The organism is Nocardia sp. CA-120079 (genome assembly GCF_050955745.1).
In the GTDB taxonomy this organism is placed as follows: Bacteria; Actinomycetota; Actinomycetes; order Mycobacteriales; family Mycobacteriaceae; genus Nocardia.
The window spans coordinates 2342908-2366280 of the sequence record NZ_CP192088.1 but is presented as its reverse complement, the minus strand read 5'-3'; the positions used below and the strand labels follow the sequence as shown (position 1 = coordinate 2366280).

Annotated in this window: 21 protein-coding genes and 2 tRNA genes; 10 read left to right on the top strand and 13 right to left on the bottom strand. The window is 65.7% G+C overall.

The window, feature by feature from the left end; translation table 11 throughout:
- The first annotated feature begins 35 nt into the window (after positions 1-35).
- The gene (locus ACQPYR_RS10900) at positions 36-1004 is read left to right on the top strand and encodes a DUF3515 family protein (protein WP_433630704.1); all 969 of its coding nucleotides are present in this window, start codon (positions 36-38) and stop codon (positions 1002-1004) included.
- A 78-nt stretch (positions 1005-1082) separates the two neighbouring features.
- Here ACQPYR_RS10900 and ACQPYR_RS10895 read toward each other — a convergent pair whose 3' ends face one another.
- On the bottom strand, positions 1083-2180 hold the full coding sequence (locus ACQPYR_RS10895; RefSeq protein WP_433630702.1) for a D-alanine--D-alanine ligase family protein: 1098 nt from the start codon (positions 2178-2180) through the stop codon (positions 1083-1085).
- A gap of 66 nt (positions 2181-2246) precedes the next feature.
- Positions 2247-3242, bottom strand: a complete 996-nt coding sequence (locus ACQPYR_RS10890) for an NAD(P)H-dependent glycerol-3-phosphate dehydrogenase (RefSeq protein WP_387289241.1) — start codon at positions 3240-3242, stop codon at positions 2247-2249.
- 43 nt (positions 3243-3285) lie between these two features.
- Here ACQPYR_RS10890 and cofC point away from each other — a divergent pair, with 43 nt between their 5' ends.
- The 3 genes from cofC (at position 3286) to ACQPYR_RS10875 (ending at position 7350) form a co-directional block, all read left to right on the top strand.
- Positions 3286-3984 carry a 2-phospho-L-lactate guanylyltransferase gene (cofC, locus tag ACQPYR_RS10885; RefSeq protein ID WP_433630700.1) on the top strand — a complete coding sequence of 233 codons (699 nt, stop codon included), beginning with the start codon at positions 3286-3288 and terminating at the stop codon, positions 3982-3984.
- Positions 3985-4145: 161 nt separating this feature from the next.
- The gene (locus ACQPYR_RS10880; protein WP_433630698.1) at positions 4146-6305 is read left to right on the top strand and encodes an RNA degradosome polyphosphate kinase; all 2160 of its coding nucleotides are present in this window, start codon (positions 4146-4148) and stop codon (positions 6303-6305) included.
- A gap of 100 nt (positions 6306-6405) precedes the next feature.
- Positions 6406-7350 carry an NUDIX hydrolase gene (locus ACQPYR_RS10875; protein WP_433635093.1) on the top strand — a complete coding sequence of 315 codons (945 nt, stop codon included), beginning with the start codon at positions 6406-6408 and terminating at the stop codon, positions 7348-7350.
- Positions 7351-7531: 181 nt separating this feature from the next.
- Here the strand turns inward: ACQPYR_RS10875 and ACQPYR_RS10870 are convergent, their stop codons facing one another.
- From ACQPYR_RS10870 to leuC, 3 genes are all read right to left on the bottom strand, one after another.
- Entirely contained in the window at positions 7532-8182 is a 651-nt protein-coding gene (locus tag ACQPYR_RS10870; RefSeq protein WP_433630696.1) for an HU family DNA-binding protein, read from the bottom strand.
- A gap of 156 nt (positions 8183-8338) precedes the next feature.
- On the bottom strand, positions 8339-8947 hold the full coding sequence (gene leuD, locus ACQPYR_RS10865; protein WP_364389249.1) for a 3-isopropylmalate dehydratase small subunit: 609 nt from the start codon (positions 8945-8947) through the stop codon (positions 8339-8341).
- Between the two features lie 225 nt (positions 8948-9172).
- Positions 9173-10594, bottom strand: coding sequence for a 3-isopropylmalate dehydratase large subunit (gene leuC / locus ACQPYR_RS10860; protein WP_433630694.1), 1422 nt, complete (start codon positions 10592-10594; stop codon positions 9173-9175).
- Positions 10595-10744: 150 nt separating this feature from the next.
- Here leuC and ACQPYR_RS10855 point away from each other — a divergent pair, with 150 nt between their 5' ends.
- From ACQPYR_RS10855 to ACQPYR_RS10845, 3 genes are all read left to right on the top strand, one after another.
- Positions 10745-11446: an IclR family transcriptional regulator gene (locus tag ACQPYR_RS10855; protein ID WP_433630691.1), complete on the top strand. Its 702-nt coding sequence runs from the start codon at positions 10745-10747 to the stop codon at positions 11444-11446.
- 35 nt (positions 11447-11481) lie between these two features.
- Positions 11482-11982 carry a pyridoxamine 5'-phosphate oxidase family protein gene (locus ACQPYR_RS10850; RefSeq protein WP_433630688.1) on the top strand — a complete coding sequence of 167 codons (501 nt, stop codon included), beginning with the start codon at positions 11482-11484 and terminating at the stop codon, positions 11980-11982.
- Between the two features lie 130 nt (positions 11983-12112).
- On the top strand, positions 12113-12307 hold the full coding sequence (locus ACQPYR_RS10845; RefSeq protein ID WP_063042903.1) for a DUF5302 domain-containing protein: 195 nt from the start codon (positions 12113-12115) through the stop codon (positions 12305-12307).
- Between the two features lie 434 nt (positions 12308-12741).
- Here the strand turns inward: ACQPYR_RS10845 and ACQPYR_RS10840 are convergent.
- From ACQPYR_RS10840 to ACQPYR_RS10825, 4 genes are all read right to left on the bottom strand, one after another.
- Positions 12742-12814: transfer RNA gene (locus tag ACQPYR_RS10840), tRNA-Glu, on the bottom strand.
- Between the two features lie 154 nt (positions 12815-12968).
- A tRNA-Gln gene (locus ACQPYR_RS10835) sits at positions 12969-13040 on the bottom strand.
- Between the two features lie 131 nt (positions 13041-13171).
- A complete protein-coding gene (gltX, locus tag ACQPYR_RS10830) occupies positions 13172-14647 on the bottom strand; it encodes a glutamate--tRNA ligase (protein WP_433630685.1) in 1476 nt (491 codons plus the stop codon).
- 13 nt (positions 14648-14660) lie between these two features.
- Positions 14661-15434 carry a fumarylacetoacetate hydrolase family protein gene (locus tag ACQPYR_RS10825; protein WP_433630683.1) on the bottom strand — a complete coding sequence of 258 codons (774 nt, stop codon included), beginning with the start codon at positions 15432-15434 and terminating at the stop codon, positions 14661-14663.
- A 210-nt stretch (positions 15435-15644) separates the two neighbouring features.
- Between ACQPYR_RS10825 and ACQPYR_RS10820 the strand changes: the two genes are divergently transcribed.
- The 3 genes from ACQPYR_RS10820 (at position 15645) to ACQPYR_RS10810 (ending at position 17751) form a co-directional block, all read left to right on the top strand.
- Positions 15645-16826, top strand: coding sequence for an MFS transporter (locus ACQPYR_RS10820; protein WP_433630680.1), 1182 nt, complete (start codon positions 15645-15647; stop codon positions 16824-16826).
- Positions 16827-17103: 277 nt separating this feature from the next.
- Positions 17104-17598: a hypothetical protein gene (locus ACQPYR_RS10815; RefSeq protein WP_433630677.1), complete on the top strand. Its 495-nt coding sequence runs from the start codon at positions 17104-17106 to the stop codon at positions 17596-17598.
- Between the two features lie 24 nt (positions 17599-17622).
- Positions 17623-17751, top strand: a complete 129-nt coding sequence (locus ACQPYR_RS10810) for a hypothetical protein (protein ID WP_433630675.1) — start codon at positions 17623-17625, stop codon at positions 17749-17751.
- A gap of 1 nt (position 17752) precedes the next feature.
- On the opposite strand, the gene ACQPYR_RS10805 is transcribed toward ACQPYR_RS10810, so the two are convergent.
- The 4 genes from ACQPYR_RS10805 to ACQPYR_RS10790 all read right to left on the bottom strand — a co-directional run bounded on the left by ACQPYR_RS10805 (position 17753) and on the right by ACQPYR_RS10790 (position 23361).
- A complete protein-coding gene (locus ACQPYR_RS10805; RefSeq protein WP_433630673.1) occupies positions 17753-18334 on the bottom strand; it encodes a Uma2 family endonuclease in 582 nt (193 codons plus the stop codon).
- Positions 18335-18412: 78 nt separating this feature from the next.
- On the bottom strand, positions 18413-19420 hold the full coding sequence (locus ACQPYR_RS10800; RefSeq protein WP_433630670.1) for a 3-isopropylmalate dehydrogenase: 1008 nt from the start codon (positions 19418-19420) through the stop codon (positions 18413-18415).
- A gap of 171 nt (positions 19421-19591) precedes the next feature.
- Positions 19592-21190: a phosphoglycerate dehydrogenase gene (gene serA / locus ACQPYR_RS10795; RefSeq protein ID WP_433630667.1), complete on the bottom strand. Its 1599-nt coding sequence runs from the start codon at positions 21188-21190 to the stop codon at positions 19592-19594.
- A 671-nt stretch (positions 21191-21861) separates the two neighbouring features.
- Positions 21862-23361 (bottom strand): hypothetical protein, encoded by a 1500-nt coding sequence (locus tag ACQPYR_RS10790; protein WP_433635092.1) that lies wholly within the window; start codon positions 23359-23361, stop codon positions 21862-21864.
- Positions 23362-23373: the final 12 nt, after the last annotated feature.

Sequence of the window (23373 nt, the reverse complement as noted above, 5' to 3'; positions counted from 1 at the left end):
GGTCCCGTCGGCGTGAACAGGAAGGACCGGTGAGCATGGCGGCGGAATCGTCGGACCGCGATTCGTCGGAGGCGGAGTCGTCCAAGGCCGAGCTGTCGAAAGGGACGGCCGATTCGCCCGCGGACAACGCTGCGGCAGAACCCACGCCCACCGTCGATCACACCGGAACCGACAGCCCTTCCCCAGCGGCCGATGCCGAGCCCGAACCAGCCTCCGCCGGTGCCGACGATGCCGAGCCCGCACCAGCCTCGACCGGTGCCGCCGAAGCCAAGGCCGCTGGCTCCCCAACAGCTTCGAACGGTGCCGCCGACACCGAAGCCGCGGACTCCGTAGCAGCCCCAACCGTTACCGACGACACTGAGCCGGCCACAGCTTCAACCGATGCCGCTGACGCCGAGCCCGCCGACACCGCACCCGCAGCCGCAGCCGCCGACAGCACCGAATCCGCCGACGAGCCCGCCACCGAATCCAGCGGCTACCCGCCCGCGCTGATCGCGACAGCGGTCGCACTCCCGGTCGTGCTGGTAGTCGCCGTTCTGGTCGCCGCGGTCCTTGCGCTACGCGCACCGACCGAACGCGAACCGCTGGTTCTCGGTCCGGTTCCCGCACCCGCAGCAGATGGTCCGGCGTGCGCCGCGCTGCTGCCCGCATTGCCGGTCGATCTCGGCGACTACTCCAAATCCACGCTGGTGGAGCCGGCTCCCCCAGCGACTCGTGCCTGGCAGCGCAAGGACGGCGGCGACGCGATCGTGCTGCGCTGCGGTTTGGAACGACCGTTGGAGTTCAACCGCGCCTCGCCGCTGCAGATCGTCAATGGCGTGCAGTGGTTCGAGGTCCGCGATGCGGCCGCCAAGGCGAGCACCTGGTTCGCCGTCGACCGCGCGACCTATATCGCGCTGACCGTCCCCGACGGCTCCGGACCCACTCCGCTGCAAGGAGTTTCGGACACGATTACCGCCAACATACCGGCCCAGCCGATCGATCCCGGCCCGCTGCCGAACTGACGTCGCACCCCGGGTCGTTTCGCCATACCAGCTCTACTTGCGACACCGACTGCGCGGCCCTGGCCAAAAGAGGGTCGCTCACCGCAACCCGGTACCCCGTGCGAGCGCCGTTTCGATCAGCGTGGAAACCAGTGCCCGGTAGTCGATTCCGGTCGCCTCCCACATCCGCGGATACATGGAGATCGAGGTGAAGCCGGGCATCGTATTGATCTCATTGATCACCGGCCCCTCCGCCGTGACGAAGAAGTCCACCCGCGCCAACCCTTGGCAGTCGAGCGCTTTGAACGCCCGCACCGCGAGTTCCCTGACGCTGTCGGACACTTCGTCGTCCAGTTTCGCCGGAACATCGAATTCGCAGACATCGTCGAGGTATTTGGTGTGGAAGTCGTAGAACTCCGGCGCCGCGGCATCGGCATCCGGCATCCGAATCTCGGCGACCACACTGGCCTCGACCCGCCCGTCCGGAAATTCCAGCACGCCACATTCGACTTCGCGTCCGACAATGCCCGCTTCCACGATCACCTTCGGATCGTGTTCGCGCGCCGTCGCGATCGCCGCGTCCAACTCGCTCCAGTCGGTGACCTTGGTGATGCCGATCGAGGAGCCACCGCGTGCCGGTTTGACGAACACCGGCAGGCCCAGCAGCGCACGATCGTCCGCAGCGAGCGTGTCGGTCCCGCGCCGCAGCACCAGCTGCCGCCCGATCGGTAACCCCTCCGCGGCGAGCAGCTTCTTGGTGAATTCCTTATCCATGCCAGCGGCGCTGGCCAGTACCCCCGGCCCGACATACGGCACCCCGGCCAATTCGAGCATGCCCTGCAGCGTGCCGTCCTCACCGAACGGACCATGCAGAATCGGGAACACCACATCCACCGAACCGAGTGCCGCAGTCGGATCATCGAGCGCGACCAACGAGCCGGACCGGCTCGGATCGGCGGCCAACGTGAGCGCGGTGCCGCTGCTGTCCACAGCGGGCAGCGCATTCTCCTTGAATCCGAGCGCGGCCACCTCGGAACCGCCGAGCACCCAGGCGCCGTCGAGGGTGATGCCGATGGGCACTGCCTCGTACTTTTCCGGATCGAGGTTGCGCAGCACGCTGCCGGCCGACACACACGAGACGGCGTGCTCGTTACTGCGCCCGCCGAACACCACGGCAACCCTGATCCGGTTCGTCATGCACGGAACCGTACCCGTTATGGGTGCTGAACCAACCTCGTGCCCGTGCGGTTATGGCGTTCGCCCCTATTCCGGTTTGATCCGCCGACCCAGCAGATTGTCGACCGCCTCGCGCACCGAAACGCCCTCATGACATACCTGGTGCACCCCCGTGGTCAGCGGCATCTCGACATTGTGCGCCGCGGCCAGCGCCCGCACCGATGTGCACGACTTCACACCCTCGGCGACCTGACCATGGGTGGCCTCCTGGGCCGCCTCCATGGACCCGCCCGCCCCGAGCACATGCCCGAACGACCGGTTGCGCGACAGCGGGGAGGTACAGGTGGCGACCAGATCGCCGACGCCGGCCAGTCCGGCCAATGTGACCGGCTCCGCGCCGAGTGCGACCCCGAGCCGGATGATCTCGGCCAGCCCGCGGGTGATCAGGCTGGCAATCGAGTTGTCGCCCAATCCCATGCCCGAGGCGATGCCGCAGGCGAGCGCGATGACGTTCTTGCAGGCGCCACCGATCTCGCAGCCAATCACATCGGTATTGGTGTAGGGCCGGAAGTAGCCGTTGGCGCAGACCCGCTGCAGTGCGACGGCCCGCGCGGCATCGGTGCAGGCGATCACGGTGGCCGCGGGTTGCTCGGCGGCGATCTCCTTGGCCAGATTCGGACCGGACAGCACCGCGATCCGGCTCTCGTCGGCACCGGTGACTTCACCGATGACCTGACTCATCCGCAGCAGCGTGCCGGTCTCGATGCCCTTGGCCAGGCTCAGCAGCGCGGCATCCGGCCCGATCGAGTCCCGCCACGTCTCGAGATTCGCGCGCAGGGATTGGGACGGAACCGCGAGCACCACGATGTCGGCGTCTTCGAGCGCCTCGGCGTGGTCGTGGGTGGCCCGCACGCTGGGTAGTTGTACATCGGGCAGATAGAACGGATTGCGATGTTCCGTGGCCAGGGCCTTGGCCACCTCGGGCCGCCTGGCCCAGATCGTGACGTCGGTTCCCGCGTCCGCCAACACCTTCGCGAACGCGGTCCCCCATGATCCCGCGCCCAGCACTGCCGCCCTCGTCATCTGCCCAATATGCCACGGAACCACTCATGGAAGGATTAGCAGCATGCGTCCGCATGCGTTGCACGCCGTGATCGCGGTGAAGAGCCTCGATCGGGCCAAGAGCCGTCTGGCCGATCGGTTGCGCCCGGAACACCGGGCCCGGCTCGTGCTTGCCATGCTCGCCGACACCGTGTCCGCCGCTGTCGCGGTTCCGCTGATCGCATCGGTCACCGTGGTGACCCCGGATCCGGTCGTCGCCGAGGTCGCGCGCGCGCTCGGCGCGGTCGTGCATCCCGAACCCCGCCGCGAGGTGATCGATGCGACCGATCCGGACGGCTTGAACACCGCGCTCACCGACGCGGCCACCGCATTGCGACACCGGCACGGTCCGGTCGAGCTGCTGGCACTGCAGGCGGATCTGCCCGCCTTGTGCCCCGACGAACTCTCGGACATGCTGAGCACCGCGCCGGTCGGAGTGCGCTCGGTCATCGTCGACCACGCCGGCAGCGGCACGTCCGCGTTATTGGTCCGCGATACCGTTGCCCCGCTGGATCCGCGCTTCGGTCCGGGCTCGGCGCGTCGACACATCGACGCGGGTGCGGTCGACCTGCGCGGTGACTGGCCCGGATTGCGGCTCGACGTCGATACCGCCGAGGATCTGGATCGCGCCGTCGAACTCGGCGCGGGCGATTCGACAGGTGCTGTCCTGCACGACATCGGTTGGCCGATTCGGGTTCACGAGCGGGTACGCCGGGTGTGCTAGCCGGTCGCCACATCCAGCGTGATACGCACGGCAATGCTGGCGTCGGGCTGCACACGGCTCGGTTTGTAGGGGATGATCGTTGGCGTGAGTGAGCGAAGCAAGCTATTCCGGAACCAGCGTGCGTCGCGCATGTCGGTGCCACGTGCCAGCGAGGCGCGGGCATGAGCGATATCGAAACCGTCAAACAACAGGTGCTGCCGACCGCACTGCCCGCCGCGACACCACCTGTCGAGGATGGCGGCCCGCAGCGGTTGCCACGTGATCGCTACCTGAACCGCGAACTCAGTTGGCTCGACTTCAACACCCGAGTTCTCGCACTTGCCGAGGATGCATCGCTGCCATTGTTGGAGCGCGCGAAATTCCTCGCGATCTTCGCCTCCAATCTGGACGAGTTCTATATGGTCCGCGTCGCCGGCCTCAAACGCCGTGCGGAGACCGGACTTTCGGTGCGTTCGGCCGACGGCCGTTCGCCCACCGAACAATTGGAGCTGATCGCGGCGCGCGCCCAGGAGATCGCCGACCGGCACGCCCGCGTCTTCCTCGACTCGGTACTGCCCGCGCTGACCGCCGAGGGCATTGCCGTCATCGTCTGGTCCGATCTGGACAACGATGAGCGCCAACGCCTCTCGGGCTATTTCCAGGATCAGGTTTTTCCGGTACTCACCCCGCTCGCGGTGGATCCGGCGCACCCGTTCCCCTACATCAGCGGCCTGAGTCTCAACCTCGCGGTGACGGTGAAGGATGCCTCCACCGGCGGCGAACACTTCGCCCGCGTCAAGGTGCCCGACAACGTCGATCGCTTCGTTCGGGTGCGGCGCACCGACTCCGGCTCCCCGGTCGCGGCCTTCCTACCGATGGAAGAACTGATCGCCGCGCACCTCGATCTGCTGTTCCCGGGTATGAAGGTCGTCGAACATCACTCGTTCCGGATCACCCGCAATGCCGATTTCGAGGTCGAAGAGGATCGCGACGAGGATCTGCTGCAGGCGTTGGAGCGGGAACTCGCTCGCCGCCGCTTCGGGTCGCCGGTCCGACTAGAGGTCTCCGACGATATGACCGAGCACATGCTCGATCTGCTGCTGCGTGAGCTCGAGGTCGATCCCGGCGATGTGATCCAGGTGCCGGGCCTACTGGACCTGTCCTGCCTGTGGCAGGTGTACGGCGTGGACCGGCCCAATCTCAAGGACGCACCGTATGTGCCCGCGACGCCGCCCGCATTCGGCGAGCGCGAAACCCCGCGCAACGTCTTCCAGGCGCTGCGCGAGGGCGATGTGCTGGTGCACCACCCCTACGACTCGTTCTCCACCAGCGTGCAGCGCTTCATCGAACAGGCCGCCGCCGACCCGCAGGTGCTCGCGATCAAACAGACCCTGTACCGCACCTCCGGTGACTCCCCGATCGTGAACGCGCTGATCGACGCGGCCGAGGCGGGTAAACAGGTGGTCGCGCTGGTCGAGATCAAGGCCCGCTTCGACGAACAGGCCAACATCAAATGGGCCCGGGCGCTGGAACAGGCGGGCGTGCATGTGGTCTACGGCCTCATCGGACTCAAAACGCACTGCAAGACCTGCCTGGTGGTCCGTCGCGAGGGTTCGACCATCCGCCGCTACTGCCATATCGGCACCGGCAACTACAACCCGAAGACCGCGCGCCTCTACGAGGACGTCGGGTTGCTCACCGCCGCACCGGAAATCGGCGCCGATCTGACCGATCTGTTCAATTCGCTGACCGGTTACTCGCGAAAGGCCAACTACCGCAACCTGCTTGTCGCACCGCAGGGTGTGCGCGCCGGAATCATCGAGCGGATCCAGCGCGAGATCGAGCTGGCGCGCCAGGGCTTCCCGGCGCGAATCCGGATAAAGGCCAATGCAATTGTCGACGAGCAAGTCATCGACGCTCTCTACCGAGCTTCTCAGGCCGGTGTACCGGTGCAGATCGTGGTGCGCGGCATCTGCGGTCTGCGACCCGGTGTCGAGGGGATGAGCGAGAATATCGAGGTGCGCTCGATTCTCGGTCGCTTCCTGGAACATTCGCGCATTCTGCACTTCCAGGCCCAGGACCAATACTGGATCGGCAGCGCCGACATGATGCACCGGAATCTGGACCGGCGCGTGGAAGTCATGGCGCAGGTGAAGGATCCGAGGCTGTGCGAGCAGCTGGGCTCGGTCTTCGACTCGGCCCTGTATCCGACCACACGCTGCTGGGTACTCCAAGCCGACGGCAGCTGGCACGCCTCACCCGACGGCGCCGATAGCAACGGCGTCGAGGTGCGCGACCACCAGCAATTCATGATGCGAGTGCGGAGACCGGATCAGCCGTGAACGAGCGGCAGCGAGTGAACCATCAATACAGCGCGCAATCGCGCACGACGGAGCCGAGCATCATCGAGGCGCAGTCGTGAGTGATACGACGGGATACGGGATGGACGGCGGGCCGTTCTGGGATCCTCGGGTAACAGCCAACATTCACGCCGCGGGCGCGGTGTTGTGGCGTAGAACGTCCGCTGGATCCGGCGCCATCGAGATCGCCGTGGTACATCGCCCCAAGTATCAGGATTGGTCGCTGCCGAAAGGCAAGCTCGATCCGGGCGAGACACCGGTGCTCGCCGCCGTGCGCGAAGTCGGCGAGGAAACCGGCCTCGACTGCCACCTCGGCCGCTACCTCGGGCACGTCACGTATCCGATTCCCGGCCATCGGAAACTCAAGCGGGTGGATTATTGGGCCGCCGAGGTTTCCGGCGGTGAATTCAGCGCCAATTCCGAGGTCGACGCGCTGTCCTGGTACACCTTGGACCGGGTGATGGACCAATTGTCGTATCCGATGGACCGGCAGGTGATGCGCGCCTTCACCCGCCTGCCCGCCGCCACCAGCACGCTGGTTGTGGTGCGGCACGCCAAGGCGGGCAGCAGGGACCGATTCGACGGTCCGGACGACCAGCGCCCGCTGGAGCGAGCCGGTCGGGCCCAAGCCGATGCGTTGGTCCCGAATCTACTGGCATTCGGTGCGTCCGAGATCTTTTCGGCCGATCCGCTGCGCTGCGTCCAGACGATGGAACCGCTAGCGGAGAAACTCGGCACGACCATCGGCATCGAACCGGATTTCTCCGAAACCGCTTATGCCGCAGCGCCGGACAAGGCTCGACAACGCGCCCTATCACTCGTGTCGGATCGCGCGGTGCGCGTTCTGTGCAGTCAGGGCAAGGTAATTCCCGATCTGCTGCAGTGGTGGGCCGATCGGGACGGCATCACACTGCCGTCCGCGCGCAACCGCAAGGGCAGTGTGTGGGTGCTGTCATTCGTCTCGGATCGACTGGTCGCCGCCGACCACCTCGACCGGTCACTCTCGGCCGCCATCGTCAAGTCCTGACGCCGCTGTCAAATACTGTCACCTGAGAGGACCACAATCGCCTACTGTCGCTTCTCGATACCAAATCGAGACGCAGACAGCCGAAACGGCCCCGAGGCGAACCTCGGGGCCGTTTCGAGTCGGTTTGCCGGTGATTCCGCCTAGCGGAGCCGAATCACCCGGCGGCAGTGCACCTTCCGCGTCAGCGCGCGCGACGGGCCGGAGCCTTCTTGGCCGCGGACTTCTTCGCGGGCGCCTTCTTCGCGACCGTCTTCTTGGCGGCGGTAGCGGTCTTCTTGGCCGCCGTCGTCGACTTCTTGGCCGCCGTCGTCGCCTTCTTGGCGACCGTCTTCTTAGCGGGTGCCTTCTTAGCAGCCGTCTTGGTGGCAGTTGCCTTGCGCGCCGTCGTCTTTGCCGGGGCCTTCTTGGCCGCCGTCTTCTTCGCGGGCGCCTTGGTGGCGGTCGTCTTCTTGGCGGCGGTCTTCTTGGCCGCCGTCTTCTTCGCGGCCGCCTTCTTGGCTGCCACCGGTGCATTCGCACCGCGCTTTACCGCAGGGCCGCTCGCGGTCAGCTTCTGCTTACCCGCAATGACGGCTTTGAACTGCGCGCCCGGACGGAACGCAGGCACCGAAGTGGGCTTCACCTTCACGGTTTCGCCGGTACGCGGGTTCCGCGCGACACGAGCCGCACGCTTACGCTGTTCGAACACACCGAATCCGGTGATTGTGACGCTCTGACCCTTGTGCACCGCGCGCACGATGGTGTCGACCACATGCTCGACTGCCGCGGTGGCCGTGCGCCTGTCCGTACCCAACTTTTCGGTCAGAACGTCGATCAGTTCCGCCTTGTTCATTGAATCCTCCGCAGACTAATGGCCCGTCGTCGGACCGACTAGGTACCACGGTAAACCCACTTTGGGCAAGAGTCTATGTGCCACGCCAAAATTCATGTGGTTTAGCACACGTCCAGCTACCGCCCCAAGGCGAACTCAGCTATCGCTACCGGGTGATTACGCCTGCGAAATATGCGCCGGAAGGGTTGTGGGTTTCCAACTTGGCCTTGCCTTTTCGAACTCGCCGATGACGTCACTACGCCGCAGTGTCAGCCCGATGTCGTCCAATCCTTCGAGCAGACGCCACCGTGTGTAGTCATCAATATCGAACGGCAACACGACGGTTCCAGCCGTCACCGTGCGCGCCTCGAGGTCTACTACCAATTCGAGACCCGGCTGTTCCTCAAGCAACTTCCAGAGCATTTCGACATCGTTCTGTGACATCTGCGCGGCCAACAGTCCGCCCTTGCCCGCATTGCCGCGGAAGATGTCGGCGAAGCGTGCCGAGATGACGACGCGAAAGCCGTAGTCCGACAGCGCCCAAACCGCGTGTTCGCGCGAGGATCCGGTACCGAAGTCCGGGCCGGCCACCAGCACACTGCCCCGGTTATAGGGTTCGGTGTTCAGAATGAAGTCCGGATCCGATCGCCATGCTGCGAACAGTCCGTCCTCGAATCCCGTTCGCGTCACCCGCTTCAGGTACACGGCCGGAATGATCTGATCGGTGTCGACATTGGATCGGCGCAGCGGCACTCCGATCCCCTTGTGCACGGTGAAGGCTTCCATTTGCTGATTCTCCTGGGTCATTAGACGATTTGGGCTGATCGTTTCGAGCGACCTGCAAGCAGTCGCTACGGCAGTCGTTTCGAGCGACCTGCAAGCAGTCGCTACGGCAGTCGTTTCGAGCGACCTGCAAGCAGTCGCTACGGCAGTCGTTTCGAGCGACCTGCAAGCAGTCGCTAGCGGCCAACAGAACGAATCGGCGCGGACACAACGTCGTCCGCGCGCCGATCAGTCCAGATCCGCAGGCGAGGACAGGGTGCCGCGGACCGCCGTTGCGGCCGCTACGAGCGGGGAAACCAGGTGTGTACGGCCACCTTTGCCCTGCCGACCCTCGAAGTTACGGTTCGAAGTCGAAGCACAGCGCTGACCCGGTGCGAGCTGATCGGGATTCATTCCCAAGCACATCGAGCAGCCGGCCTGACGCCATTCGGCACCCGCCGCAGTGAAAATCTCGCCCAGTCCTTCTTTTTCCGCCTGGGCGCGCACCCGCATAGATCCCGGTACAACCAGCATTCGTACCCCGTCGGCGACGCGGCGTCCCTTCAAAATCCCGGCCACCGCACGCAAATCCTCGATGCGCCCGTTGGTGCACGAACCGACGAATACGGCGTCGACCGATACATCACGAAGTGGAGTACCCGGCTCCAAATCCATGTATCGCAACGCTTTCACCGCGGACTCGCGTGCCGTCTCGTCGGAAATCTGCGCGGGATCGGGCACCTGCTCGCCCAGCGGCGCACCCTGTCCTGGATTGGTACCCCAGGTGACGAACGGACTCAGCGCGGCGGCATCGATGTGCACCTCGGCGTCGAAAACGGCGCCCTCATCGGTCTTCAGCGCCTCCCAGGCGGCCACTGCGGCATCCCAGTCGGCTCCCTGCGGCGCGTGCGGGCGTCCTTTGAGGAATTCATAGGTGGTTTCGTCAGGAGCGATCATGCCCGCCCGCGCGCCCGCCTCGATCGACATGTTGCAGATCGTCATTCGCGCCTCCATCGACATGGCGCGAATGGCCGCACCGCGATACTCGAGCACATAGCCCTGACCACCGCCGGTACCGATCTGGGCGATGACGGCCAGAATCAGGTCCTTACTCGTGACACCGGGCGGCAATTGGCCGTCGACGGTGATCGCCATGGTCTTGAACGGGCGCAGCGAGAGCGTCTGCGTGGCAAGGACGTGCTCGACCTCACTGGTGCCGATGCCCATGGCCAGCGCGCCGAATGCGCCGTGGGTGGAGGTGTGGCTATCGCCGCACACCACCGTCATCCCCGGCTGGGTCAAACCCAATTGCGGCCCGACGACGTGCACGATGCCCTGATCCAGGTCCCCCATCGGATGCAGGCGCACACCGAATTCCGTGCAATTGTGGCGCAGCGTCTCGACCTGGGTGCGCGAAATGGGGTCGGCGATCGGCTTATCGATATCGATCGTCGGGACGTTGTGGTCCTCGGTCGCGATGGTGAGATCGGGACGGCGCACCGGACGGCCCGCAGCGCGGAGTCCGTCGAAGGCCTGCGGGCTGGTCACCTCGTGTACGAGGTGCAGATCGATGTAGATCAGATCGGGCTCCCGCGAGGCGCCCTCGCCCGCTCCGCGGGCGACGACATGCTGCTCCCACACCTTCTCGGCCAGTGTGCGGCGCTCGGCCATTCTCGATCACCTTTCCGACGAGCAACCGAGGTACGCGATCCGGGCTGAGGCGCGCTCACGGCTGCACAAGTTTTTTGGCTGTTCCGACGCGTCCGGAGCGAGCAGACCATTGAGTGGCTTTCTCAGTATCCGAGACGCTAATATCGTTCTATGAGACAGCATAGCGGTATCGGCGTCCTCGACAAAGCGGTGTCAGTGTTATATGCCGTCGCGGAGCACCCATGCGGTCTCAACGAACTGTGCACCCGCACCGGCCTGCCCCGGGCCACCGCCCATCGCCTTGCCGTCGGGCTCGAGGTACACCGGCTGCTCGCCCGCGACAACAACGGTCTGTGGCGGCCAGGACCAGCCCTCGCCGAACTCGCCGCAGGGGCCAGCGATCCACTGCACGAGGCCGCCGCGGCCATTCTCCCGCGCTTGCGCGAGATCACCGGCGAGAGCGTCCAGATCTACTGCCGAGACGGTAATGCGCGGGTCTGCATCGCCGCCCTGGAACCGCCCGTCGGCCTGCGCGATACCGTGCCCATCGGGGCGCGCCTGCCGCTCACCGCCGGTTCGGCGGCCAAGGTGCTGGTCGCCTGGGCGGACCCGGAACTGCAGCGCATCATCCTCGCCGATGCGGTATTCGGTGAGCGGGCGCTGGCCGAGGTCCGCAAGCGTGGCTGGGCGCAGAGCGCCGCGGAGCGGGCCAGCGGCGTGGCCAGCGTCTCCGCACCCGTGCGCGACGCCGCGGGCCACGTCATCGCGGCGGTCTCGGTGTCGGGGCCGATCGATCGCATGGGCCGCAGGCCGGGCGCACGCTGGGCGGCCGACCTGGTCGCCGCCGCGGACGCACTCCACAAGAGGCTGTAACACGTTCTAGTTTCGAAGCTCTAAAGTTGGTGCGCATGGGAGTAAACCAACGGGCACAGATCGTCATGTCCGACGCCGAGATTTCCGAATTCCTGCAGCGCAGCCGCATCGCCACGTTGGCCACCATCGGCCCGAACGGTGCGCCGCACCTGACCGCGATGTGGTACGCACTCATCGACGGCGAGATCTGGTTCGAGACCAAGGCCAAGTCGCAAAAGGCAGTGAACCTGGGCCGCGACCCCCGCGTGACCTGCATGGTCGAGGCAGGCCAGACCTATGACCAGTTGCGCGGAGTCTCGATCGAAGGCCACGCCGAGATCATCGATGATCCGGACAGGCTCTTCGCCGTCGGCGTGAGCGTGTGGGAGCGCTACACCGGCCCCTACAGCGAAGAGGTCCGCCCGCTCGTCGAGCAGATGCTCAACAAGCGCATAGCTGTCCGCGTCGTCCCGGATCGCCTCCGCAGCTGGGACCACCGCAAACTCGGCCTCCCCCAACTCCCCCTCGGCGGCACCACCGCACAACCCCTCGACTGATCGCACCACGCGGGCAAAATCCGCCTGACACGCCGGGTGCGGCACAGTAGCGTCAACCCTGATCGACCCGAATCGGCAGCGCGGCGACGCCTCGTGGCGCGCCACCCGGCCGCGACGACGAGGAGCAGACATGGCGGAAGCGGATAGTTCCAACGGCAAGGCGGCACCGAGCACCGAAGACGTCAAACGCAAGTTCAAGGAAGCCCTGGAGCGCAAAAACCAGCATCACGCCAAGTCGAACGACCACCTCGACGGCCGCTCCAAGGCAACCTCCCCCCACGGCAACGCCAGCCACAAGCGAGAGTTCCGCCGCAAGAGCGGATAGGCCCACCACCAAGGCCCTCCAGCCAACCGCTGGAGGGCCTTCTGGTATCCCGGAAACCCACCACCAACTCGGCCAACTCCGGCAATTCGGCCACTCGGGTGACTGGTGCCCCCTGCATGGGCATCGACCGCATGCCCGCACCCGCACCACGGCAGCGCCCGCCAGACCCCCCGCGCGGTCCGCACCCCGCTTCGCGTGAGTGCGGATGGCCAACCAGTGACATGCCACGACAAACTCCCCAGCACCACCAAGCAAACAGCGCACCCATGCCCAACGGCACCCCGACCTGCTGTTCCGGGGCAAAGCCCCCGGCCAGACTCGGGGGTCCGGGGGCAAAGCCCTCCGGGTGGGGGTGTGGGGGTTTCACCCCCACAAAACAATGCGAAGCAGAAAAAGGCCCATGCTCTCCATGAGCATGGGCCTCCCATTCTGCGTAGCCCCGACGGGATTCGAACCCGCGCTACCGCCTTGAGAGGGCGGCGTCCTAGGCCGCTAGACGACGGGGCCAGGACTCGATCTCCCACATTTCAGCGGGTGATCTTTCCGGTTGATCTTTCGATCAGTGGAAGCTCGGTTAGCTTAGCCGACCGAAGCTCGGCGACCAAATCGCCGGATGCTGAACAACTTTCGGTCGCGCGCCGAGAGAAGAACAACATTTCCGCTGGGGTACCAGGACTCGAACCTAGAATGGCTGAACCAGAATCAGCTGTGTTGCCAATTACACCATACCCCAATGACCAGGACGTTCGACCTCGTGTCCGGCTGACCCGAGGCCCTGTTCCGAGCCGAGAAGTAGAGTACCAAACCGCATACGGTCTACTACAAATCGGCTGGTCAACGCCCTGTTTTTCGGTCAAAGGCGGATTATCGGGCCGATGCCGTCCAGTCCCGGGCCGAGCGCAGCCGAGCCAGGGTCGTCTCGCGGCCGAGCAGCTCCAGCGATTCGTACAGCGGCGGGCTGATATGCGAACCCGTCACTGCCACTCGCACTGGTGCGAACGCCTTACGCGGTTTGAGCCCCAGATCATCGATGAGAGCCGTTTTGAGCACATCCTCGATAGCGGGGGTGGTCCAGGCCGTCAGCGGCTCCAGCGCGGCAATGGCGGCGTCCAATACCGGGATGGCTTCGGAACCGAGGTTCTTCGACCCCGCCGCCGGATCAATCGCGAACTCTTCCGCGGGCGCGAACAAGAAACGCAGCAGATCCCAGGCGTCGGACAACACCACGATCCGGGTTTGCACAAGTTCGGCGGCCGCGGCGAACAACTTGTCATCGATGTCGGCGCCGATGTGGCCGTGTTCGGTGAGGAACTCACGTAAGCGGTGTGTGAAATCACCCGGCTCCAGCAATCGGATGTGTTCGGCGTTGAGCGCGTCCGCCTTCTTCTGATCGAAACGGGCCGGATTCGAATTCACTTTCGAGATATCGAAGGCCGCCACCATCTCGGCCATCGAGAAAAGATCGCGATCATCCGCGATGCCCCAGCCGAGTAGCGCCAGGTAATTCAGCAAACCTTCCGGGATGAATCCCCTATCCCGATGGACGAACAGATTCGACTCCGGATCGCGCTTGGACAACTTCTTGTTGCCCTGCCCCATCACGAACGGCAGATGACCGAACTCCGGAGTGAACTCCGCGACGCCGATCCGGCGCATAGCGGCATAGAGCGCGATTTGACGCGGAGTGGACGAGAGAATGTCCTCGCCGCGCAACACGTGGGTGATCTTCATCAATGCGTCGTCGACCGGGTTAACCAGCGTATAGAGCGGATCGCCATTACCGCGAGTGAGTGCGAAATCGGGCACGGTACCCGCTTTGAAGGTGGTTTCACCGCGCACGAGATCATGCCAGGTGATGTCGTCATCGGGCATTCGCAGCCGGATTACCGCCGGGCGTCCGGCGGCGCGATAAGCCTCGATCTCCTCGGGGGTGAGATCGCGGTCGTAGTTGTCGTAGCCGAGTTTCGGATCGCGGCCCGCGGCCCGATGGCGCTCCTCGACTTCCTCGGCGGTTGAGAAGGATTCGTACGCTTCACCGGCCGCCAGCAAATTCCGCACGACTTCCATATGCAGTTCGCGTCGCTGCGATTGCCGATAGGGTGCATAGGGCCCGCCGACCTCCGGACCCTCGTCCCAGGTGAGGCCGAGCCAGCGCAGTGCGTCCAGGATCGCACCGTATGATTCTTCGGAATCGCGTGCGGCATCGGTATCTTCGATGCGAAAGACGAACTTGCCGCCGGTGTGGCGGGCGTACGCCCAATTGAACAGTGCCGTCCGGACCAGGCCGACATGTGGCGTTCCGGTCGGTGACGGGCAGAAGCGGACCCGTACTTCAGTCATGGCTCTCTTTCGACTAGCGCTTGGCGGCAACAGGATTGGTGAGGGTTCCGATGCCCTCGACGGTCACGGAGACGTTCTGCCCGGCCTGCAGCGGGCCTACGCCCTCGGGGGTGCCGGTGAGCAGCACATCGCCGGGCAGCAGCGTCATCACCGTGGTTACCCACTCGATGAACTTCGGAATATCGTGCAGCAGAAGCGAAGTGCGGCTGCGCTGGCGGACCTGGCCGTCGACTTCGGTGACGATCTCCAGATCCGAAGGGTCGAGCGAGGTTTCGATCCACGGGCCGAGCGGGCAGAAGGTGTCGTAGCCCTTGCCCCGGGTCCACTGGCCGTCGTGCTTCTGCTGATCGCGCGCGGTCACATCGTTGGCGACGGTGTAGCCGAGCACCACGTCGAGTGCACGGGCGGCAGGCACATCCTTGCACGGACGGCCGATGACGATCGCGAGCTCGCCTTCGTAGTCGACCTGGGATGAGCTGGGCGGCAATACGATCGACGCGTTCGGGCCGATGATCGAGGTGCTCGGCTTCATGAAGATCACCGGATCCGCCGGTGCGACCCCGCCCATTTCGGCCGCGTGCGCGGCGTAGTTCTTACCGATGCAGACCACCTTGCTGGCCAGAATCGGCGCGAGCAGGCGCACATCGGCCAGCGGCCAACTCCGCCCGGTGAATGTCGGAGTACCGAACGGATGTTCCGCGATCTCCTTGGCGACGCTCTCGCTCCCCTCCCCTTCGATGCTGACGAAAGCGACTCCATCGGGACTGGCGATTCGACCTAGACGCATGCACCGCAGTCTATCGACCGCCCTCGACCTGCTCGAACGCGCCCGACCGAGCGGTCCGCAACCGCGCGCGGCGGCGGGTTCGGCGGCTCGCGATGTGAGCAGTTCGACAGAACCACAGCGGATTCCACTTGCCCACTGGGTGTACGGTGAGACTCGATGTTCACACAATGAGAACTTATTCCCATATATTGAGATTCCGAGGTGAGGCCGATGGCTACGACCGTGACGCAGATTCGCGACGTCCGACGGTGGTCCATGCTCGGCCTCGGCGTGTTCGCCCAGGCTTCCAGCGCCGTCTTCATCCACGGGGTCCCATTTCTTCTGCCCGCGCTGACGGCCGGTGGCATGCCGCTGGCTACCGCGGGTCTGCTCGTGGCCATGCCGACGGTCGGCCTGGTATGCACGCTGATCGCCTGGGGATATGTCGTGGACCGGATCGGCGAGCACAAGGTGCTGGTCGGCGGACCGCTGCTGATGTTCGGGGCGGGCGTCGCGGCGGCTACCGTCACCGATCACGTGCTGCTCGGCGCACTACTGTTCCTGGGCGGCGTCGGCGCGGCGAGCACAAACGGCGCCAGCGGTCGGGTGATCGTCGGCTGGTTCCCGCCGCGGCGGCGCGGACTGGCCATGGGCATTCGACAGACCGCACAGCCCATCGGCGTCGGCATCGGCGCGCTCGGTATTCCGGCAGTCGCGGCCGCGCATGGGGTCGCGGCAGCCGTTCTGGTGCCCGCGGTGATGGCGGGTGTCGCCGCGCTGGGCTGCCTGATCGGGATCGTCGACCCGCCAAGGCCCGCGGGCGCGCCGGCGGATCGAGCCAACCCCTATCGCGGTGATTCAACGCTGTGGCGCATCCATGCGGTGTCGGTACTGCTGTGCATTCCCCAAGGGACCGTATGGACTTTCGCATTATTGTGGTTGCACAGTGACGTTGGCTGGTCGCTGCCCGTAGCGGGCACTCTGGTGACCGGAACCCAATTCCTCGGCGCCATAGGACGAATCGGCGCGGGCGCGTGGTCCGATCGCGTCGGCAGCCGACTGGGACCGCTGCGCACCGTCGCCATCGCCGCCGTAATCTCCATGGCCGCATTGGCTTCGGCCGCATGGACGCACGCGTGGTGGGCCGCGATTCCGCTGCTGGTCGCCGCATCGGTCATCACCGTCTCCGATAACGGTTTGGCCTTCACCGCGGTCGCCGAAATCGCCGGACCGTTCTGGAGTGGACGTGGACTCGGCATCCAGAACACCGGCCAGAACCTCGCAATGGCCGCCATACCACCGGTTTTCGGCGCGCTGATCACGGCCAGCGGTTTCCCCGCCGCATATCTGTTGGCCGCCGTGCTGGCGATGGCGGCGGTTCCGCTGGTCCCCACTGATCTACGATCCGAATAACCGCCCCTTAGGAATTCGCGCCCGCTCCGGTTCGCCGGGGCGGGCGCGATGCGTATTCGCCTCCGCAGGGAATCGCCGATTCAGCTCGCGCTGCGCCGCAGGATCGAAGCCGATCCGAGAAGACGTTGTCCGCCCGATCTTCGACCGAACGCGGCGCCGGAGCCTAGCCGGCCTTGCGATGGGCGCCATTCCCTAGGCCAAGCAATGGATTCACACCTCCGCGCCGCGGTGTAAACCCACACTTGACAAGGTGGGCGTGTCAAGTCAGGCTTTACATATGTCCGATGAACAGCAGCGCGTAGACCCGCAGGACGAGCGGGCAATGCTCGGAAAGTTGTTGTCCGCCAATGCGGAACTGGTCGTGGGTGTGCTGGGCCCGGAGGAGGGCACGCCCAGCGTGCCGGTGCTCGCCGCGCTCACGGCGACCCGAAATCTGAGTCGACTCGTCGACGACATTCTGCACACCCTGGCCCGGCAGGCGCGCGAAGAAGGCCACACCTGGGCCGAAATCGGCGATCTCCTCGGCACCTCCCGCCAAGCGGCATTCCAACGCTTCAGCGGCCCGATGCCCCCGATGGGCCCGTTCCCCACTCCCCCGATTCCGCCCACACCCCCGATGCCGCCCAACCCTCCCGTTCCCCCGACACCACCCGGATTCCCTACCCCGCCAGCCGGTTTCCCCGCCCCACCGCAAATGCCCATGCCACCCAGCCCACCCCCGATGCCCACCCCACCCGACATGCCGAAGCCGCCGACCCTACCGACCCGTTGATCGTGGCTGCACCGAATTCCCTTGGTGTTCGATGCCATCGGGCCGATCGCCGAGCCCGCAGCACAGGTCCACGAGGGCATCGCGGGTGCCGTCCATGATTCGACCCGTGGCAGGGCCACGGCGGTCGGCAGCGCGCTGACCGAGCGCGAATAGGTCAGATCTCGATCAAGGCGGCCGGATCGAAACTCACCCGAAACGGTGGATCGGCTCGGATCGCGGCAGTGAAGAGGGTTCCTGCCGTCACCGTTGGATGGGCGCGAAAGACGCCGTCCGCGAGCAGCATTCGGTGGATCCGGACCTCCGGATGATGCTCGACTATCCAGTACTGCGGAATGTCGATCGCCGCGTACTCGCGAACCTTCCTGACCCGATCTGTGCGTTCGCTGCCGTCGCCCGGCGCGACGATCTCGACGGCGAGCAGCACCTCCGCACCGGAGAGCAGCTTCGGCGTTTCGGCGATAATCGCCGCCCGCGCAACATCTCTCGGGACCACCACGATATCGGGCTTGCGAATACCGCTGGGCGTGTTGACTTCCCAACCACCGCCGATACATACGTGCACCGCGGCACTACCAGCCGCGATATCGATGAGCCGTCCGAGCCGCTGCACCACGAAATCGTGACGCGCACCGCCCGCGACCGCGATCAACCAGCCGTCCTCGAGCTCGAAGCCCTTACCGCCGTCCGGTAAACGGTGCAGATCCACATCGGTATACGGTCCACGACGCTCGCTCACCGGACTCCCTCGCGTTCCTGCGAATCCGAAAGGCCCGCACTCGAACTCGCTCCAGCGCGGGCCGTCAGGCAGAACACGTCAGACCGCCGCAGCGATCCGATCTCCGATCTCGACAGTCGAGGCCGCCCCGCCGCGCGACACGAGATCCTTGGCGACCGCCGCTTCGATGCGGGCGGCGCCTTCGGTGTTTCCGAGGTGGTTGAGCAGCAACGACACCGACAGAATCGCGGCAGTCGGATCCGCCTTGGACTGCCCCGCGATATCGGGGGCACTGCCGTGGACCGGCTCGAACATGCTCGGGTTGGTTCCGGAGGCGTCGATATTGCCGCTGGCCGCCAGGCCGATTCCGCCGCTGACGGCGGCCGCGAGATCGGTGATGATGTCGCCGAAGAGGTTGTCGGTAACGATCACATCGAAGCGGCCCGGGTCATTGACCATGTGGATGGTGGCGGCATCGATGTGCTGGTAAGCGGTCTGCACCTCGGGGAACTCCGCCGCGACCTCGTTGACCGTGCGCTGCCACAGCGAACCGGCGAAGGTCAGCACATTGTTCTTGTGCACCAGCGTCAGGTGCTTGCGCCGCGCCTGTGCCTTGGCGAAGGCGTAGCGGACGACGCGCTCGATGCCGAAGCGGGTATTGGTGCTGACCTCGGTGGCGACCTCGTGCGGGGTCTGCACCCGGATCGCGCCGCCGGTGCCGGTGTAGGGGCCCTCGGTGCCCTCGCGCACGACTACGAAGTCGATGTCCGGATTGCCCGCGAGCGGACTGGTCACGCCCGGGTACAGCTTCGACGGACGCAGGTTGACGTGATGATCCAGCGCGAATCGGGTGCGCAGCAGCAGTCCGCGCTCGAGCACACCGCTGGGCACCGACGGGTCGCCGATCGCGCCGAGCAGGATCGCGTCGTGCTGCTTCAGCTCCGGCAGCACCGAATCCGGTAGGATCTCGCCGGTCGCGTGGTAGCGCCGCGCGCCGAGGTCGTATTCGGTCTTCTCGACACCCGGCTGCACCACGTCGAGCACCTTGAGCGCCTCCGCGATGACCTCGGGGCCGATCCCATCACCAGCGATAACAGCAAGCTTCATAACAACAAGGCTCCGTTCAGTATTGCCGACCGCCACCGTACTTCGTCCCGCACCGCACGCCGCTGTCGGGCAGGCAGCGCGGCCCGGCAGTCACCGTGCGCGGCGTGACATGTCATGCCCGGTACAGGTGACGGCGCCGCGCACGCTCGACGTGCGCGGCGCCGGTAGTGGTCAGAACAGGTCGACCAGGACGATCTTGGCCGCACCGACGGATTCGGCGATCGCGGCCTGGACGTCGGCGGGAACTTCGCGGGCCACACGTAGAACCACGGTCGCGCCCTCCTTGTCGACATCCTGGCTCAGCTGTGCGGCGAGGATGTCGATCTCGGCCTCACCGAGCTTGGTGCCGATCTTGCCGAGCGCGCCCGGCCTGTCCTCGTAGTTCAGCACGGCCAGGTTCAGGCCTTCGGCGCGCATGTCGTAGTTGCGGCCGTTGATGTTGACGATCTTCTGCACCTGCTGCGGCTCGGTCAGCGTGCCCGCCACATTCAGGGTGCTGCCGTCGCCGAAGACCGCGCGCAGGTCGACGACGCTGCGGTGGCTCGGGCTTTCCGAAACCTTGGTGACCTCGGCGCTGATGCCGCGCTCCTTGGCCAGGGCAGGTGCGTTGACGAAGGTGACCTGGTCCTCGACCAGCGCGGAGAAGATGCCGCGCAGCGCCGAAAGTTCCAGCACCGCAACATCTTGCGCGGCCAGCTCGCCACGCACCTGCACCTCGACGCTGACCGGCAGCTCGTTGGACACCGCACCGAGCAGGTGGCCCTGCTTGCGCACGATCTCCAGCCACGGCGCGACCTCGTCGCCGACGGCGCCACCGGTGACGTTCACCGCACCCGGCACGAACTCACCGGCCAGGGCAAGCAGTACGGACTTGGCGACATCGGTGCCCGCGCGGTCCTGCGCCTCGGCGGTGGACGCTCCCAGGTGCGGGGTCACCACGACCTGCGGCAGGTCGAACAGCGGGCTGTCGGTGCACGGCTCGGTGTCGAATACGTCCAGACCGGCGGCACGCACGTGACCCGACTTGATCGCGTCGGCGAGCGCCTGCTCGTCGACCAGTCCACCGCGCGCGGCGTTGACGATGATGACACCCGGCTTGGTCTTGGCGATGGCTTCCTTGCCGATGATGCCCTTGGTCTCGGGGGTCTTCGGCAGGTGCACCGAGATCAGGTCGGCGCGCTCGAGCAGCTCGTCCAAGGGCAGCAGTTCGATGCCGAGCTGGGCGGCGCGGGCCGGGGAGACGTAGGGGTCGTAGGCGATCACCTTGGTCTCGAAGGCGGCCAGACGCGCGGCGAACAGCTGGCCGATGCGACCGAGGCCGACCACACCGACGGTCTTGTCGAAGATCTCGACACCGTTGAACTTGCTACGCGCCCAGGTGCGCTCGCGCAGGGTGGCGTCGGCGGCCGGGATCTGGCGGGCGGCGGCCAGCAGCAGCGTGACGGCGTGCTCGGCGGCGGTGTGGATGTTGGAGGTGGGCGCGTTGACCACCATGACCCCGCGCTCGGTGGCCGCGGGCACATCGACATTGTCGAGGCCGACGCCGGCGCGGGCGACGATCTTCAGGTTCTTCCCGGCCTCGAGCACCTCGGCGTCGACGGTGGTCGCCGAGCGCACGAGGAGGGCGTCCGCCTCGGGCACCGCGGCCAGCAGCGCGGGACGGTCGGGGCCGTCGACCCAGCGGACCTCGACACCGTCACCGAGCGCGTCGACGGTCGACTGGGCGAGCTTGTCGGCGATCAGAACAACAGGGCGGCCTGCTTGGCTCACTGTGGGGTACTCCTGGAAGGAAAGGGGGTCGGCAATTACCGCGCACCAGCTTAGTTGGCCGGAATCCGTCGCGGCCTACCCCCCGGTAGGCGGGTGCCTCAACATGAAGGAAGGCCCCGCACCAAGGGTGCGAGGCCTTCCCTCGTCGTACGCCGTCACAGCGGCGTCCATGCGGTCGAAACCATCGACCGAGACAGCGCTATCAGCCGCCGAACGAACCCGTCCACAGGGTGTTGAAAATACCGTGCAGCGCAGCGCTACCGGTGGAGAACAGGCCGTCCAGAGCCGCGGAACCGGTGTCGATGATAACGGGGATCATGAAATTTCCTCTTCGTCGAAAACAAATCCAGTCGAACTGGCTGACACTTGGCACATCGGGGCATACACAAATGCGGTTACGAAATTCTGGCGTATTGTGACGCAGACTACATATTGCATTTCATTGTGATCTGGACAACTGACCAATACATCTCTGATCAGGCCATATACGCATGAGCGCAGGTCGAGGCCTCTTTTTGAGCTGTAATTAGCTCCGCAAAGGAAGCTTTCTAAGAGATCCCTGAGAAAATATGACGCCATCACCCGAGATCTATCCGAGATAGGTCCGGACAGGACCCGGCAACTTTCGGACACGACAGACCGAACTGCCGCAATATCGCGAGTCAGCGGTATTAGTCGGCGCGATACATCAGATACGGGCGCGCCAAGATCAGCGCGACAGCAAGCATGGCGCTACCGAAATACACCGGGAGCAGATGCACGAACGCGGTGTAGTGGATGAAGAAGTGGATGACCAGCGCACTGGCCGAACCGGCGACGGCCGCGCCGAGCAGCGTCCACCACACCCATGCCGCACCCTGTTGCCAACCCCACAGTCCCAGCAGCACGATCGCCACCGCCGTCGCCATCAGCGCGCCGCCGAAGCCGGCCCGGTCGTGGGCGATGAACGGCAGCAGGTGCGCGTTGGCGGCGTCCAGCGTGGCGGCATCGGTGTGCATGAACTCGAGATCCGTCGGCACGAATACGAAGGTCAGTCCGACGGTCGAGATGACGACGCCGCCGATGAATACGCCCACCCCGGTGGCGACCAGCAGCAGCTGGCCGACGAGCGCGCGCCGCCTGATCCACTCGGGGCACTCCCGCGGCACCGTCCAATACGGCGTGGTCGGCTTGCGCCACACCGCGAGCAGGAACATCGGGAACAGCACCGCGGCCGCGGTGACATGCAGTGGCTCGACGAAGCCGAGCACCAGGAAGTAGAACAGCGTCGGAAATCCGATCAGCCCGGAGAGCAGATACGCGTTGCGAGCCCAGACGCGGCCCAGCCGTATGCCGCCCCAGGCCAGGCCGGTGTACAGCACGCCGATCGCGATCATATTGCCCGCCATGGTGATTCGATCGTGCTGCAGGAAATGCACCAGGTGGTGGTTGATTTCGTGCAGTCCGTGCACGTCCGCGCCGAGGTAGTCGCGGTCGTACCAGAGCAGCACGGGCCCCAAAGTGATTGCCGCCGCCCCGATTCCGGCAACGATCATGCCGATGCCGACTAGCAGGCCCCAGCACCACGCGGGCCAGCGGCGTGGGTCCAGCGGTACCTCGCGCAAGGTCGGCGGCGCCGGTGCGGTCGGTTGCGCGGCCTCGATGACGCGGTTGAACCAGCCGGGGCCGGCGGCGATCAGCACCGCGGGGGTCGCGAGCACGGTGGTGGCGGAGTCGGCCAGGGCCGTCACCGCGGCGGCGATATCGGGTTGGGTCAGGTAGTGCCGATCGGCGGGTTCGCCGACGATCACCTGATCGACGTGCGGCTCCAGTTCCGTGCCCACCTCGGGGTTCTCGACCAGCGCGACGACCCGGCACCGGCGATCCATTGCGGCGGCACGCACTGCCTCGATATCGTCCCGGCCCACCGGCCCGACCTCGACGATTGCGGCGCCCTGCACCGGCAGCACCCGGATGGCATGCCGCGCGACCTCGACCGGAACCCGCGCACCGAAGCGCTCGGCCCATTCGACGGGCAACCGCGGGTGGTCGAAAACGCGCGCGATCGCCCGCCCGCCGCCCGGCAGCGCGATCAAACCCGACAGCAAACGCAATGCCAATAGTTGTGCGCGACGCTCCCCGACCAAGGTATTCGCCATCGGGCGCAATGGGTGATAAGTCCAGTCCGGCACGACGCTCATCGT